General features: G+C 51.9%; 11 protein-coding genes, 6 pseudogenes and 1 other annotated feature. Of the genes and pseudogenes, 9 read left to right on the forward strand and 8 right to left on the reverse strand.

From position 1 onward, the window contains the following. Positions 1–16 precede the first annotated feature (16 nt). Both AC1M2H_RS28995 and AC1M2H_RS29000 read right to left on the reverse strand, forming a co-directional pair. On the reverse strand, positions 17–841 hold the full coding sequence (locus AC1M2H_RS28995) for a hypothetical protein (RefSeq protein ID WP_480152265.1): 825 nt from the start codon (positions 839–841) through the stop codon (positions 17–19). A gap of 69 nt (positions 842–910) precedes the next feature. Further along, positions 911–1,042: a hypothetical protein gene (locus AC1M2H_RS29000; RefSeq protein ID WP_480152299.1), complete on the reverse strand. Its 132-nt coding sequence runs from the start codon at positions 1,040–1,042 to the stop codon at positions 911–913. Positions 1,043–1,229: 187 nt separating this feature from the next. Here AC1M2H_RS29000 and AC1M2H_RS29005 point away from each other — a divergent pair. The 4 genes and pseudogenes from AC1M2H_RS29005 (at position 1,230) to AC1M2H_RS29020 (ending at position 3,948) form a co-directional block, all read left to right on the forward strand. Beyond that, positions 1,230–2,398 (forward strand): annotated as a pseudogene (locus tag AC1M2H_RS29005) (IS3 family transposase). A gap of 130 nt (positions 2,399–2,528) precedes the next feature. Continuing rightward, complete coding sequence (locus AC1M2H_RS29010; RefSeq protein ID WP_480152266.1) at positions 2,529–2,816, forward strand: hypothetical protein; 288 nt, start codon at positions 2,529–2,531, stop codon at positions 2,814–2,816. Between the two features lie 660 nt (positions 2,817–3,476). Continuing rightward, a pseudogene (locus AC1M2H_RS29015) lies at positions 3,477–3,632 on the forward strand (PIN domain-containing protein); the annotation flags it as partial. 91 nt (positions 3,633–3,723) lie between these two features. Then, positions 3,724–3,948: a hypothetical protein gene (locus AC1M2H_RS29020; protein WP_480152267.1), complete on the forward strand. Its 225-nt coding sequence runs from the start codon at positions 3,724–3,726 to the stop codon at positions 3,946–3,948. Positions 3,949–3,990: 42 nt separating this feature from the next. Here AC1M2H_RS29020 and AC1M2H_RS29025 read toward each other — a convergent pair whose 3' ends face one another. After that, the gene (locus AC1M2H_RS29025) at positions 3,991–4,194 is read right to left on the reverse strand and encodes a ProQ/FINO family protein (protein ID WP_480152268.1); all 204 of its coding nucleotides are present in this window, start codon (positions 4,192–4,194) and stop codon (positions 3,991–3,993) included. Positions 4,195–4,345: 151 nt separating this feature from the next. Between AC1M2H_RS29025 and AC1M2H_RS29030 the strand changes: the two genes are divergently transcribed. After that, positions 4,346–5,560, forward strand: coding sequence for an IS91 family transposase (locus tag AC1M2H_RS29030; protein ID WP_480152219.1), 1,215 nt, complete (start codon positions 4,346–4,348; stop codon positions 5,558–5,560). 213 nt (positions 5,561–5,773) lie between these two features. On the opposite strand, the gene AC1M2H_RS29035 is transcribed toward AC1M2H_RS29030, so the two are convergent. Beyond that, positions 5,774–6,259, reverse strand: coding sequence for a transposase (locus tag AC1M2H_RS29035; RefSeq protein WP_480152269.1), 486 nt, complete (start codon positions 6,257–6,259; stop codon positions 5,774–5,776). A gap of 66 nt (positions 6,260–6,325) precedes the next feature. Here AC1M2H_RS29035 and AC1M2H_RS29040 point away from each other — a divergent pair. Together AC1M2H_RS29040 and AC1M2H_RS29045 are read left to right on the forward strand one after the other, a co-directional pair. Continuing rightward, positions 6,326–7,756, forward strand: a pseudogene (locus AC1M2H_RS29040) (ISL3 family transposase); the annotation flags it as partial. 116 nt (positions 7,757–7,872) lie between these two features. Further along, positions 7,873–9,081, forward strand: a complete 1,209-nt coding sequence (locus AC1M2H_RS29045) for an IS256 family transposase (RefSeq protein ID WP_480152270.1) — start codon at positions 7,873–7,875, stop codon at positions 9,079–9,081. Positions 9,082–9,571: 490 nt separating this feature from the next. On the opposite strand, the gene AC1M2H_RS29050 is transcribed toward AC1M2H_RS29045, so the two are convergent. Then, positions 9,572–10,576, reverse strand: a complete 1,005-nt coding sequence (locus AC1M2H_RS29050; RefSeq protein ID WP_480152271.1) for an IS110 family RNA-guided transposase — start codon at positions 10,574–10,576, stop codon at positions 9,572–9,574. Positions 10,577–10,871: 295 nt separating this feature from the next. On the opposite strand from AC1M2H_RS29050, the pseudogene AC1M2H_RS29055 reads away from it, so the two are divergent. Next, positions 10,872–11,153 (forward strand): annotated as a pseudogene (locus AC1M2H_RS29055) (transposase); the annotation flags it as partial. Between the two features lie 8 nt (positions 11,154–11,161). On the opposite strand, the gene AC1M2H_RS29060 reads toward AC1M2H_RS29055, so the two are convergent. After that, positions 11,162–12,369, reverse strand: a protein-coding gene (locus AC1M2H_RS29060; protein ID WP_480152143.1) for an IS3 family transposase whose coding sequence is annotated in 2 segments (ribosomal slippage) — positions 11,162–12,072 and positions 12,072–12,369 — 1,209 coding nt in all. Because the reading frame shifts where the segments join, the coding sequence is not laid out codon by codon here. Between the two features lie 3 nt (positions 12,370–12,372). On the opposite strand from AC1M2H_RS29060, the pseudogene AC1M2H_RS29065 reads away from it, so the two are divergent. Continuing rightward, a pseudogene (locus AC1M2H_RS29065) lies at positions 12,373–12,890 on the forward strand (IS5 family transposase); the annotation flags it as partial. Positions 12,891–12,901: 11 nt separating this feature from the next. Here AC1M2H_RS29065 and AC1M2H_RS29070 read toward each other — a convergent pair. Together AC1M2H_RS29070 and AC1M2H_RS29075 are read right to left on the reverse strand one after the other, a co-directional pair. Beyond that, a pseudogene (locus AC1M2H_RS29070) lies at positions 12,902–13,156 on the reverse strand (ATP-binding protein); the annotation flags it as partial. A gap of 226 nt (positions 13,157–13,382) precedes the next feature. Further along, positions 13,383–14,596 (reverse strand): IS3 family transposase gene (locus tag AC1M2H_RS29075; protein WP_480150913.1). Its coding sequence is split into 2 segments (ribosomal slippage): positions 13,383–14,308 and positions 14,308–14,596, totalling 1,215 coding nucleotides; the frame shifts between segments, so codons are not numbered across the junction. Continuing rightward, positions 14,199–14,315, reverse strand: a sequence feature (AL1L pseudoknot). (Overlaps the previous gene by 117 nt.) Positions 14,597–14,626: the final 30 nt, after the last annotated feature.

Raw genomic sequence — 14,626 nt, forward strand, 5'->3', positions numbered from 1 at the left:
TAACCATGAACCGGATTTACCTGTAAATTTTCCCTGACATGACCAACTTCTTAAAATCTGGGATATAGCTATCCGGGTCATTCAAGCATGCATTAGCAAACATATCCTTGTCTTTAAATGTAATCGGCATTCTATATGGTGATTTTTTTTTAGCATGTAAATTTATGAAAGACTGAACCATTGAATTCTCTTTGTTTGGATACAACTTAGATAATTTTTTAGACATTTCATTTTTAATAGAAGAATTATCCCCCTCGCTATTGCTAACTATCTTGTAAGAAAGAATATGTGAAGTGGTAATTATGTCACAAGCTGTTTCTACATAAACTGTGTTGTTCTTTATCCATCTCAACATTTCCCCATACCGTCTGAAAAACATATCAGTGTTATGATCATTTTTATCTATTATTGATAATGGAATCGAAGACGTAATTTTAAAATTACTTAACATATTCTCATCATAAGTATCAAAATCTAAAACACTGTAAGTTAGCGTTGCATATTTTTCTGATTCTTTTTTTTGTATCTGTACAGAATAACCGTTTTGACAGCGATAACCTACGTAAGTCAATCTATTCGGTCGTACACCAGAAGTTTCCCATTGATGTGGTCGGCATGTAAGATGAGAACCATCTAACAAATCAAACTCGAAATTTCCAAACCAAATCAACTCGTCGTCATCAGACTGGAGGGTTCCTTCAAACTCGCCGCCAACCATTTTAATGTGCGATGTTATCGTTTTTGCAATGATTAGTGGCGAATAAATAAAAAGAATAAGGGTTGATAGTATTTGCATTATTTTCATCATGACTCCAAAGGATAATAAATAAAGATAGGCCATAGGATAAAAGAGGATAATTTTGCACTCGCTACCATGACCCTGTACACGATTCTGTGTAAATGCCTTTTCTCAGAAGTGACCGTCCAGGCGGTCACCGAACCCGATAATAAAGCGGTTCATTGCCATACGCCAGTCCCTCAGCGGCATTGTCCGGTAGAGTCTTAAGACGTGGTGTAAATTCAGCAGGATGGTGAGCGCCATCGGCTTATCCGGTAAGGTAATGGTTACGAAGACATTATCTTAAAAGGAACAAACCGATGGCTGACAACAGCATGACATTCAGCAATACCCTGATGCAACTTGGCGGTGAGGACTTGTAGTGGCACACTGATACTGGCCACCTGGTCGGAGGTGATATGCTCACCCCAACAACACGACAGGTGATCAAATGGCTAAACATTTCACGGCAGAATTTAAGCTCGAAGCAGCAAAGCTGGTTGTCGACCACGGCTATACCTACTTAAAGGCCGCTGAGGCGGTTAATGTCAGCCATTCAGCTATTACCCGCTGGGTTAATAAGCTGAAACTCGAGCGCCAGGGTAAAACGCCTGCCGGACTTCCTCTGACGCCAGAGCAGCTCGAGTTGCGTGAAATGAAGAAATAAATCCAACGTCTTGAAATGGAAAATGAAATCCTAAAAAAGGCTACGGCTCTCTTAATGTCGGACTCACTCAACGGTTCACGGTAGTCGACAGGCTGAGAGCGCGGTATCCGGTTTCCGCGTTGTGCCAGACTTTTGAAGTTCATCGCAGCAGCTACAGGTACTGGCAGGCTTCGGCCAATGAGCCCGACGGTGAGCGCGTGGCTAAACGCAGCCAGGTTATGGAGGCCTGGAACGCCAGCGGCGGCTCTGCCGGTGCCCGAAGCATCGCTTCCATCGTCACCAGGGACTCTGGTGTCAAAATGGGACGCTGGCTGGCCGGTAAGCTGATGAAAGAGCTGGACATAGCCAGTTGCCAGGTACCGGCGCACAAATACAAACGCGGCGGCAACGAACATGTTGAGATACCCAACCATCTCAACCGCCAGTTCGCGGTCACCTCACCAGACCTGGTCTGGTGAGGTGACGTGACCTACATCTGGACGGGAAAATGCTGGGCGTATCTGGCGGTCGTGCTGGATCTGTTCGCCCGTAAACCGGTGGGCTGGGCGATGTCGACGTCGCCGGACTCGGCACTGACGGTCAAAGCGTTGCAGATGGCCTGGGAACTACGCGGTCGGCCAGCGGGCGTGATGTTCCACAGCGACCAGGGCAGTCACTATACCAGCCGTCGGTACCGGCAGGCGCTGTGGCGCTACCGGATAAAGCAAAGCATGAGCCGACGGGGAAACTGCTGGGATAACGCGCCTATGGAGCGTTTCTTCCGGAGCCTGAAGACCGAATGGGTACCGACGAAGGGCTACAACAGCTTAAATGAAGCTCAGAGCGCGATAATCCGCTACATCACGGGCTATTACAGCGCCGTGCGGCCTCACTGGTATAACGGCGGCTTAACGCCAAACGAATCGGAGCGACTGTACTACTTACAGTCTAATGCGGTGGCCAGTATTAGTTGACCACAACAACCATTACCTTACCGGATAAGCCGATGGCTCTCAGCATACTGCCGAATTTACACCACGTCCTAAGACTCTACCACACCCTCCTTCAGGGCGGTGTCAATAGCATCAAAAGAGGCGAGCACATATGACTATTCTTTCATTTTTCCGAGAGTATCGTGACGAAGTGCGACAGAATCGACTTAAGCGGGAGCGTCGATTAAGTGCCTTGTATTATGTAGCAGAGCATCGCGAAGATTTTATCGGAAAAGATATTGCTGAGATCGAGGTTTTTTGCGGTCTAAACTATATCTATACCTCGATGGATTTTGGCGACTGGTCTGCGCAATGGCGAGAGGGGCCGGTGATTTTATCTGCCTATATACGCAAAGATTTGGTCGATGGCATAACCTTTACTGACCCTACCCGCCAATAGTGGACACGCGACTAGGTGGGGTAGAATCAGGAGTAAAACTCACCGCGTTTTTTGTTTTTGGGTTTGTGCTTAATCGCATTGTATTGAGACGATTAATCGAATGGCATTCGATGGGTTCAACAGGCGCGGAACTCATCGTGGCGCGGGTATAAAACCCATCAGGACGCCGGACAGATTCATGCAAGCCAACAATATCTTCAGGATCGGTATTGCAAAAACGGGAGTGATCATAGATTCCTAACCATCAAGGTTTGATCAGCCAGCAAACAGCAGAAGAGATCAAAGCGAAGACGAATGAAGTTCTTGCCGAACAGCCTGTAGAATGCATCGGCAGTCCGAACAGGTACCACCAGAAGGTTCGCAGCCCAAACCAGATCAAATTCAGGAACAGTAGGATTAAATGCGCCCATTCATATTCATCATTATAATCGTCGCAGCCCTTGTCGCGGCATATTTCATGATAACTCCCATTACTATTGGTGAGGCACAGGGTGGATACGACGGTAAGAACACTTTGACGGAAGAAGAGATTTCTCGATCCAGACGCGAAGTCGATGAGGCGGAGCGCCAAGCCGAGGAGGCGGTGAACAGACTAGGCTCTGACCCTTAAATTAAACCCTTTCAACTTCGAATGTGTTCGGTCAAATTTTGTTGGAGATGATAAAGGCCACCCTAGCAGCGGCCGGTACGCCGATCGGCCCGAACGACACCGAGATCGCCGGCCATGTCATTGCCGCCGGCGCCATACTGGTGACGAATAATACGCGGAAATTTGAGCGAGTACCGGGACTGGCTCTGGAAGATTGGGTGAAATAAGTCAATACAGGCGCTGAGTGCCAGCCTGAATCAGCACCGGCTCCGTTTCGGGGCTGACGATAACCAACCCCGTTGCGGAGAGGGAAACATTTTGAACACAAACCCGTTTTCTCAGGCTGCATACGCAATTTTTGTGCTGGTACTATCCGGTTTCATCGGATTGTGCGCAGGTTTATTTTCCCTTAACTTTTTTGAAGACTGCAGCGGCCAGCTCGCCTGTGCTTATGACGGGCCGTTCAGGGCGCTGATGACCGGCATTCTCGCCACCATAATCAGTGCCGTTGCCCTGCTGGCGTTAATGAGAAAAAAACGCTGATATGTCAGCGCATGGAACAACAGAGACCGGCTGGGCTGCCCCCTACCACCGGACCTGCTGCCACGTCTGTCTCCCCCTCAACTCCCGCGCGTACGCCGCTTCTTCTTTCGTGACCGTCGCGACCGGATGCCCGTGAATATCCACCCGCACCGCTCCGGCCTGCATCCCTAACAGGTACGCATCAGACCGGGTCAGGCTTTTCAGGCGATTCTGTCGCATTAACGACAACAGGTCAGCAGAAGTCATGCTGTCTGTTTTTCAGGCAACCAACAGATAAAATTGCTCTGCAGGCGACAATCGGTAGAGTCCGTGAACATAGCACGCCTTTGGCGTGAGCGGCGCTGCTGCGCAGCTTCGGGGATGTTCATGACCGCTGCCCCGTTTTATACTCTGCACCATGTATATCCCCCGCCCCGCAAAGCTGCTTTTCTCCATTGATGACGGCTGGAACAAGTTCCTCGAAAAATTCGGTGATACCGTCAGCCCGTGGACCCGGCTCTCCGTTGAACGCATGCTCGCCTGCAGCACCACCGCCATGGGCGTCCGCCGTTACTGTTGTTCTTCTCCGGACTGCTCTCACTCCCGTTTCTTCTGCCAGAGCTGTGGCTCAAGAGCCTGCAGCTCCTGCGGATTTAAAGCCACGGAACAGTGGATTGCACAGCAGACCCACATTCTTCCCGACTGCGACTGGCAGCACATCACCCTGACCATGCCCCATCTGCTGTGGCCCTTTTTTAATCACAACTGGCCCCTGCTTAACCACCTCTTCCTGGCGGCCACCCGCGCCATGCTCCGCCATGCCCGTAAACAGGGTCTGGAAATCGGCATCTTCTGTGCCCTGCACACCTACGGTTGCCAGCTGAACCCGCATCCGCATATCCACGTCTCCGTCACCCGGGGCGGGCTCGATATTAAACACGGCGTCGGGAAGAATATCTTCTTTAAGAAGGATAAGGTGGAGGAAATCTGGCGCAATGCCGTCACTGAGATGTTGCGGGAACACTATGAGCAGATTAATCCCGGCGGCCTTGCGGGTTACGGTCATATCCGGGATGAGGAGCACTGGCGGCGCTACCTTCGTGCACAGTGGCAGCGGTACTGGAAAGTTCACTTCGCAAAAAAGACGCACGGTGCCTGGCGGTGCGTGAAATACCTGGGCCGGTATCTGAAACGTCCGCCGGTGTCGGCCTCGCAACTGCGGCATTACAGCGGCGGCGCCGTGGTGCATCACTATTACGACCACCGGACACAGCGGCACCGGCAGCAGACGCTGTCGCAGGAAGAGATGATCGGACGCTATATCAGCCACGTGCCGGAAAAGTATTTTAAAATGGTGCGGTATTACGGATTCTTATCCAGCCGTAAACGGGGCACGCTGCTGCTGAAGGTGTATGAGGCCCTGGAGATGGAAGCGAGGAATAAACCGGATAAGCCCGGCTTCGCCGCGCTGATGAAAGCGTTCCTGCGCACGGATCCGTACAAATGCATTCTGTGCGGCGACCGGCTGCGCTTTGTCAGCGCGCAGGCGAGCAGACACGCCACGGAGTTAGTGGCAGAAAGGCTGCACAGTATCGACCGGAAACGATGGCTTCTGTCACAGGCTGCAGGATAAGTGCGTCTGAAAAACGCATTTCAGGTTAAAAATTAGCCAAAAGGTGTTTTTTTCATCATTAGTTCCCCCACCGCACGCCATTACTGCTCTCCTGACGACCCTGTTCATGGTCTTAAATTTTTTAAAACGCTTTTCCAAATCGCTAACCATGAACGCCGCCGTCGATGGCCTCCTGCAGCATGGTCATCAGCCGTAGCCTGTCGGCAGCGCGCGTCATTCGACCTCGCGTTCTTCGTCGAAGAACGCCTTCAGCTTTTTTTCCAGGATGAGCAGTGCTGCGGCTTCGGCAAGCGCCTTGTCCTTGCGGGCTATTTCGCGGTTAAGTTGCTGAATTTCTTTTTGTTGCTTCTTTATTACTGCTCTTTCTTCACGCTGACCGGGCTGCATAAACTCGTCCTTCCACTGCTGGATTTGCTCAGGATAGAGGCCTTTACGGCGACAGTATTCAGCTACAGCATGGGCAGAGAGAGGTGCTGTTTCAACGAGAACGGAGAAACGGGCATCCTGAGACCACTCCCGAGGCGACTTACTGGCATCATCGGTTGCCTGCTGGGTCGAGATCCCGGCCTGAGAGCGCCAGCCATAAAGCGTATTTGTAGGGATGCCTTCAGACCGGGCTATCTGAATAATCGACTGATTATGCGGCGGCATCATTCTGGCGATCACAGCGGCTTTACGCTCAGGTGAATAGGTCTTCATTGTTGTCGTCTCCAGCCCCCTAGATTTTTTTCAGTCAGAGGCGACAACTACCCTGACATGGGGGGTCTGCCTTGCTCGGGACAGTCGCTCTGGCTAATCTTTGCCATTCGGCACTGGTACTGTCGTAATCTGTCCTGCTCACGCAAAATATTCGCTGAATCGCTGTCTCCCTTTGCTGACCCGCAGCAGCAGTCTTCGACGTTGCTTCAAAATCTGCAGCACCAACTGGGATTAATCGCCGGTGGAGAGGCTGGGAAACGGGCGGCAATAGCGTCAGGGGTACAGATCAGTGCAGATACTCTGCTACGCAGAGTGGTTCAGGCTCCGGAGCAGGTAGAGAAGCGGACCCGACATGTAGGAATCGATGAATGGGCATGGCATCGGGGCCACAGGTATGGCACGCTGATCGTTAATCTCGATACTCATCGCCCTTTGGTTCTACTGCCTGGCCGGGAGCAGCGCACACTGGCGGCATGGTTCAAAAAATACCCGGAAATACAGGTTGTCTCACGCGATCGTGGCGGTATTTATGCATTAGCTGCACGCGATGGTGCACCGCAGGCCAGACAGGTGGCCGATCGCTGGCACCTGCTAAAGAATATCGGTGATGCGCTGGAGCGCATGATGTACAGACACATGCCATTGATACGATTGGTAGCCACTGAGTTATCACCTAAAAAACAGAATACTGAAGCTTCTCCGGCAGCCGCCTCAAAGTTACTACTTCCTGAACGAATTAAACGACAGCGGCGCGATAAACGATATCAACGCTGGGCTGAGGTTGACTCTCTTCATAAAAAAGGATGTGGGTTCAGAGAAATAGCGCGGCTCACCGGGCTATCCCGTGTGACGGTTCGTCGGTGGCTACAGTCGAAAGCGTTCCCTGAAATATCCACTAAACCACCAAGACCTGGGCTCCTTGAGCCGTGGCAGGAATGGCTGGAAGAGCAGCGTAAAAATGGTAATCACAATGCCAGGCAGCTATGGAGAGAGATGGTTGAAGCCGGTTTTACAGGGAGTGAAACTACAGTCAGGGATGCAGTGACTAAGTGGCGTAAGCAAGTTAATGGTCCGGTAGTCGCACCAGGGCGGCTCCCTTCAGCATCCCGGGTCAGCCGCTGGTTAATGCCCTGGCGAATGGTCAGAGGAGAAGAAAACTATGCGTCCCGGTTCATCGAGTTAATGTGCCAAAAGGAACCACAACTGAAAATGGCACAACAACTGTCACTCGACTTCTACCGAATGCTGAAAACGAAGAATAAATCACAGTTAAATCAGTGGTTCGCTAAAGTCAGTAAAAGCGGACTCGTTGACCTGCAGCGTGTTGCTGCCGGAATGGAGGCTGATGCGACAGCAATATACGAAGCCATAAGCAGCAGATGGAGTAACGGCGTTGTGGAGGGACATGTAAATCGCCTGAAAATGCTGAAGCGGCAGATGTATGGCCGGGCCGGCTTCGAGCTACTGCGGCGGAGAGTGATGAGCCCTCTGGCGTAGTAACTTCCACCCAAGTTGCGGAAGACCCAGAATTCAATCGGTATGAGCCTGTACATAGATTTGTGTAATTGCCTGATTTTGATATGTTCAATCCAACATCAAAAACAGGTTAATTTATGGACGAAAAACAGTTGCAGGCTCTGGCTAATGAACTGGCCAAAAATCTCAAAACCCCTGACGATCTCAACCAGTTCGATCGCCTGCTCAAAAAAATCAGTGTTGAGGCGGCGCTCAACGCCGAAATGACCCATCACCCCGGCTACGATAAACATCAGCCCAAACCGGCGACCAACGCCCGTAACGGCTATACTCAAAAGAAGGTTATCACAGGCGATGGTCCCCTGGAGCTGCGTACACCGCGCGATCGTGATGGCTCTTTCGAACCGCAACTGGTGAAGAAAAACCAGACCCGGATCACCGGGATGGATAACCAGATTTTATCGTTGTACGCCAAAGGGATGACCACCCGTGAGATAGCCGCGGCGTTCAAAGAGCTGTATGACGCGGATGTCTCACCGGCCCTGGTCTCAAAGGTCACCGATGCTGTCATTGAGCAGGTTGTCGAATGGCAAAATCGTCCACTGGATGCAGTCTGTCCCATTGTTTATCTTGACTGTATCGTCCTGAAAGTCCGGCAGGACAGCCGCGTCATCAATAAATCCGTGTTCCTGGCGCTGGGTATCAATATCGAAGGCCAGAAAGAACTGTTGGGGATGTGGCTGGCCGAAAACGAGGGCGCGAAGTTCTGGCTCAATGTGCTGACAGAACTGAAGAATCGCGGCCTGAATGACATCCTCATCGCCTGTGTCGACGGTCTGAAGGGCTTCCCGGACGCCATCAACACGGTGTATCCGGAAGCCCGCATCCAGCTGTGCATCGTGCATATGGTGCGCAACAGCCTGCGGTTCGTCTCGTGGAAGGATTACAAAGCTGTCACCCGTGACCTGAAGGCCATCTATCAGGCCCCGACGGAAGAGGCAGGGCTACAGGCCCTGGATGCGTTCTGCGGGGCATGGGACAGTCGCTATCCCCAAATAAGCCGCAGCTGGCAGGCCAACTGGACCAACCTGGCGACGCTCTTCGCTTACCCGGCAGACATCCGCAAAGTCATCTACACAACCAACGCTATTGAGTCGCTGAACAGTATGATCCGGCATGCCATCAAAAAGCGTAAGGTGTTCCCGACGGATGAGTCAGTGAAAAAGGTGGTGTGGCTGGCCATCCAGGCAGCCTCACAGAAATGGACGATGCCTCTGAGGGACTGGCGTATGGCGATGAGCCGCTTTATTATCGAGTTCGGTGACCGCCTGGACGGTCACTTCTGAGAAAAGGCATTTACACAGAATCATGTACAGGGTCCTGGGCGCTGACAATGAATGTCATACTACCTGACCGGGCAGTGCCGGAAGATTTCTTTCACGGGTGATGGTTTGTTATCCCGGCATTGTTCCGGCGCTCTCTCGTAAATTCTCGCGCCCAAATCCCTCTCGCAAAATCTCAGAATTCACGTAGCGCACCGTTATTACCAGACGTAAAAAAACCCGACTGGTGAGGTCGGGTTTTAATACGGTTCCGGTTCTGAGTTGGTGGCTCTGACCGGAGGAAGTCACTCTACACCTAACGCCTACATTTTATGCACTCAGGCGCAGTATTGCAACTAACTGTGGTTAAGGCACCACATTTAGTTGTGTATCGTGGGTTTTGTATACCGTATAATCATGGAGTTAGCCGTGTGGTGTGGCTTCTTCCCTTGCCCTTCCCGTTTTTGCGGGCATGAACGATTTTAAAGTCCAAAAATGTAAATTAAGCTGATAATTACGCTTCAAAAGACTGCTGTCGGGCCGTCAGCGCCCATGAAATTCTGGCCAGTATATTTGCCAGAGCGCAGGTCACAATGAAATTATTTTTACGTAGCAATAATTCTTTGACCCAGTCGGCAAGCTTACCCGACCGATGTTCCAGTGTTCGTAGGAATACTCTGGCGCACTGTACCAGTAATGCCCGTAGCTTTTTATTACCCCGTTTGCTGATACCCAGCAGGGTGGTTCGTCCCCCGGTACTGTACTGTCGTGGAACCAGACCCGTTGAGGCGGCAAAATCCCGGCTGCTACCGTATTGTTTTCCGTCGCCCAGTTGAGTGGAAAGTAGACTTGCGGTCAGAGGGCCGACACAGGGAATGGTCAGTAAGCGCTGGCCTGTACTATCTTCGTCAAGAGATACCTTCAGTTGAGTATCCAGATCTGTAATTAGTTCAAGGAGATAATCATAATGCTCACGCAGCTTCTGCAGTAATCTTGCAAGGTAGGGCGGAAATTTGTTTGTCTCCAGAATTTCTGCAAAATTCTTTATCAGCGCAGGACCTTTTGGGGCGCAGACACCAAACTCCAGTAAAAAAGCATGCATCTGATTGGTGGTTTTCACCTTATCCCTGACAAGCGATTCTCTTACCCGATGCAAGGCGTGCATCACCTGCTGAGACTCCGTTCTGGGCTGAACAAACCTCATTGACGGTCGTGATGCCGCTTCGCAGATGGCTTCTGCATCAACAAAGTCGTTTTTGTTACTTTTGACGAACGGGCGAACAAACTGGGGCGAGATTAGCTTTGGTGTATGACCCAGCTCGGTCAGTTTACGCACCATAAAATGAGCACCACCACAGGCCTCCATCGCGATGGTTGTTGCCGGGCATGTTGCCAGAAATTCAAACAGTTTTGGTCTGGTGAATTTTTTGCGATAAACCGCTTTTCCATGGCGATCCTGACAATGGATGTGGAAAGAGTTTTTACCCAGGTCGATACCAATGAGCGCAATGTTTTCCATGATAGTTCTCCGAATGAAAGCCTACCCTCAGCATAGTTCCGAGAAGAAGGGAGTGACCATCTCATTATTTCAATCGCATGTCGATCGCTTCCTGACCATAAACATAGCGCCCGGGCGAGCACCATCCTGTCATCCGCTCTGACAGCGGTGGATGGTTTTTGCGTATTCCGATGATTCCGGTCAGTGATTCCGGTGATTTCGATCGCGTTTCCCGCGCTGGTTATTTCTTACTTTAGAGCCTATCCCAAAAGGAATTATCGTATAATACGTTACGGTAATTTCTGAGGGGGAATGTATGGCGGGTAGCAAGTGGCAGATCAGCGACGAACTATGGGAAAAAATGGCTCCACTCATCCCGGAGCATAAAACCAGCCACCCACTGGGGACTCATCGTAGACGCGTTGATAACCGTGCTGCCATGGATGCCATATTCTTCGTCCTCAGGACCGGTTGCCAGTGGAACGCCCTGAACGCCACCGGGATATGTTCATCGAGTTCTGCACACCGACGCTTCCAGGAATGGCGCGATGCGGGAGTCTTCGAACGCTTCTGGCAGAACGGTTTGCTTGCCTGCGAATGATCTGGTCAAGTTAAACAGGACACTTTTTTCTCAGCCATCTGTTCATATCGCACTGGCGATAAATACCCATTCGAAGCATGGTTTCTGTCAAGATTGTAATAACGCATATAGTCTGCAACATCACGTTTCATACCTGCCCGCGTCTGCTGCGGGATCAACAGCATCCATTCATGTTTCAAACTGCCCCAAAAACGCTCCATTACCGCGTTATCCCAGCAGGCGCCAACATCTCCCATGCTGCTTCTGAGTCCGTAACTGGTTAACAGCGTTTGGAAGCGCTTGCTGGTATACTGCGCTCCACGATCGGTATGGACGACCAGTCCTGTCGGTGGATTGCGCAGGTTGTAAGCCTGCATGAGAGCCCGGCAAACCAGCGACGATGTCATTCTCTTGTCAATGTGCCAACCGACGATCCGGCGGGAATATAAATCCATGATCGCAGCCAGGTACAACCAGCCTTCACCCGTTTTCAGATACGTAATATCACTCACCCATATCTGGTCCGGTCCGGGAGGATTGAAGTTCTGATTCAACAGATTTGGTGCAAAATCAGCCCCTTTCTTCGGTTTCGTTGTGACCTTCCAGGCACGGCGTTGCCGGCAGAGAAGTCCCTCTTCGCTCATGATTTTTCTAACGCGCCAACGACTTATGGTGACGCCTTCTTCACGGAGCTTTTTAACCAGCGTTCGGCTCCCGGCACTTTCCCGACTGGCAGAGAATAACGCCTTGAGCATCACCCTGACTGCGGTATCTTTCGGCGGGCAGGCTATCGGCTTTTTTCGCCAGGCATACCATGCGGACGGGCTAATGCGCATCACGCGACAAAGCGTCCGTAGCCTGTAATTACCTGCGTTATCGAGGATAAACTGGTATCTCACGACATGTGCTTCGCAAAGAAGGCGCTCGCCTTTTTTAATATTTCCTTCTCAATGCGTAACTCTTTGTTTTCTAGACGTAGCCTTCGGAGTTCAGCTTGTTCATCTTCACTAAGCGGACTTTCATGGCGCTGGCGCGCGGCGGCGACCCAACTGCGCAATGTTTTGGCGCTGATCCCCAAAGAAGTTGCGGCACGCGCAATGGAGTAATTTTGCGTCAGCACCAGGGCCACCGTTTCCTTCTTAAATTCTGGCGTAAACTTTCGCTTCTGATTCACTAAACACCTCCATTTTGGATGTAAGTTTAGTGTCCTGATTATTCGACCACAGCAGAACATCTGGACGGCATTGACTGGTCCTGGCTGTCGATGGACGGCTGTATGACCAAATCGCCATTGTCAGGAACAAAAAAACAGGCCGTAATCCCACGGACAGAGGGAAACAAGGCGTAAAGCGTAGCCTGCTGACAGACGCCAACGGGCTTCCTCTGTCGCTGGTTGTTGCAGCAGCGAACACGCACGATATCAAACTGGTTGCAGATACGCTCGATGCACTTCAGACGGGGCGTCCGGGGCAAAAACTCAGACTCTGCCTGGACAAAGGTTACGAAGCTGGCTGGCTGAAAACGTATCTACAGAGCCGCCGCTACGAGCCGCATATCCAGTCCCGTAAAGAGGAGTCTGATGCAGGTAAAAACACCGACTTCAAAGCCCATCGCTGGGTTGTCGAGAGGACTCATAGCTGGATGAATCGCTTTCGCCGGGTTCTGACCCGATGGGAAAAGAAGGCCGAAAATTACGAGGCCATGTTGCATTTTGCCTGCGGCATCATTGTCTGGAACAAAATCCTATTGGGATAGGCTCTTAGTTTTTAACTCGTCTGATCGGTTTGCGCCAGTTTACGCATTGATTCACCCCTGAGCTCAACGCGATGTGCGTTGTGCAGTAGCCGGTCCATCAGGGCATCGGCTACCGTCGGGTTGCCTACCAGCTTGTACCATTCACTCACCGGTAGCTGACTGATGATGATGGTGCTCCCCCGCTGGTATCTGTCTTCCATCACTTCCAGCAGATCTGAGGCCTGACGGGTGTTCAGCTTCTCAAGACCCCAGTCATCAAGGATAAGCTGGTGTAGTGGCACACTGATACTGGCCACCTGATCGGAAGGTGATACTCTCACTTCCCCAACACCACAGGTGAACCAATGGCAAAACATTTCACGGCAGAATTTAAGCTCGAAGCAGCAAAACTGGTTGTCGACCACGGCTATACCTACGTTAAGGCCGCAGAGGCAGTTAATGTCAGCCATTTGAACCGCCCCGGTTTTCCGGGAGAGTGTTTTGTCTGTGAACTCAGGCTGCCAGATCCTTATTACCGATGGAAGCGTAATATGCCTGTTCGGCTTCTGCCGGTGGCATATGACCCAGCCTTTCCAGCAACCGGCGATTGTTGTACCAGTCCACCCACGTCAGTGTAGCAAGTTCAACCTCTGATCTGGTTTTCCAGCTTTGACGATGTATGACCTCCGCTTTGTAAAGCCCGTTGATGCTTTCTGCCATTGCGTTGTCGTAGGAGTCTCCTGTGCTGCCCGTTGATGCCAGCAGCTCTGCGTCCTTTAGCCGCTGCGTGTACGCCAGTGACACATACTGCGACCCTTTATCGCTGTGATGGATGGTGCCCGTCGGGCGCCGGGCCCACAGCGCCTGCTCCAGCGCATCCAGCACGAACGCCGTCTCCATTGACGACGACACCCGCCAGCCCACGATACGCCCCGCGAACACGTCGATGATGAACGCCACATACGCGAAGCCCTGCCAGGTGCTCACGTACGTGAAGTCTGCCACCCACAGCTGGTCTGGCCGTTCTGCCACGAACTGGCGGTTCACCCGGTCGCCGGCGGCGGCGTCTTTCCGGCTGACGGTGGTCCGGATATTTATGCCCCGCCGCACCCCGGCGAGCCCCATCGCCTTCATCAGCCGTGCCACCGTACATCTGGCCACGCTGATGTGCTCGCGGAGCAACTGACGCCAGACCTTGCGAATGCCATACACACTGTGGTTTTCATCGTACACGCGCTGTATCTCCACTTTCAGAAGGTCGTCACGCTGTTCCCGCAGGCTGCGCCTGTCCGGATGCCGGCGATGTTGGTGATGCCGGTAATATGTCGACGGGGCGATATCCAGCTCGTGGCATACCGGTCCGACCCCGTGTTCACTGCGCAGGGTATCCACCAGGGGCGCTATTTTTTCCACAGGCGGTCGAACTCCGCCTTCGCAAAATACGCGGAAGCCTGGCGCAGAATGTCGTTGCTGCGTTTCAGCTCACGGTTCTCCCGCTCCAGCTCTTTCAGGCGCTGGCGTTCAGCGGTGGTGAGCCCACCGTCACCTGCACCGGCATCGCGCTCATACTGACGCAGCCAGGTACGCAGGGTCTCAGGCGTACAGCCGATTTTAGGGGCGATGGAGCTGATGGCTGCCCACTGTGAGTCATAGTCGTTCTGGCTTTCAATAACCATACGAACGGCCCGCTGACGAATCTCAGGGGAAAAGCGAGTATTTTTAGTCATCCTGTTTACCTCTCTCAAAGAGTTTAGTCT

The organism is Klebsiella sp. F11 (assembly GCF_056712265.1).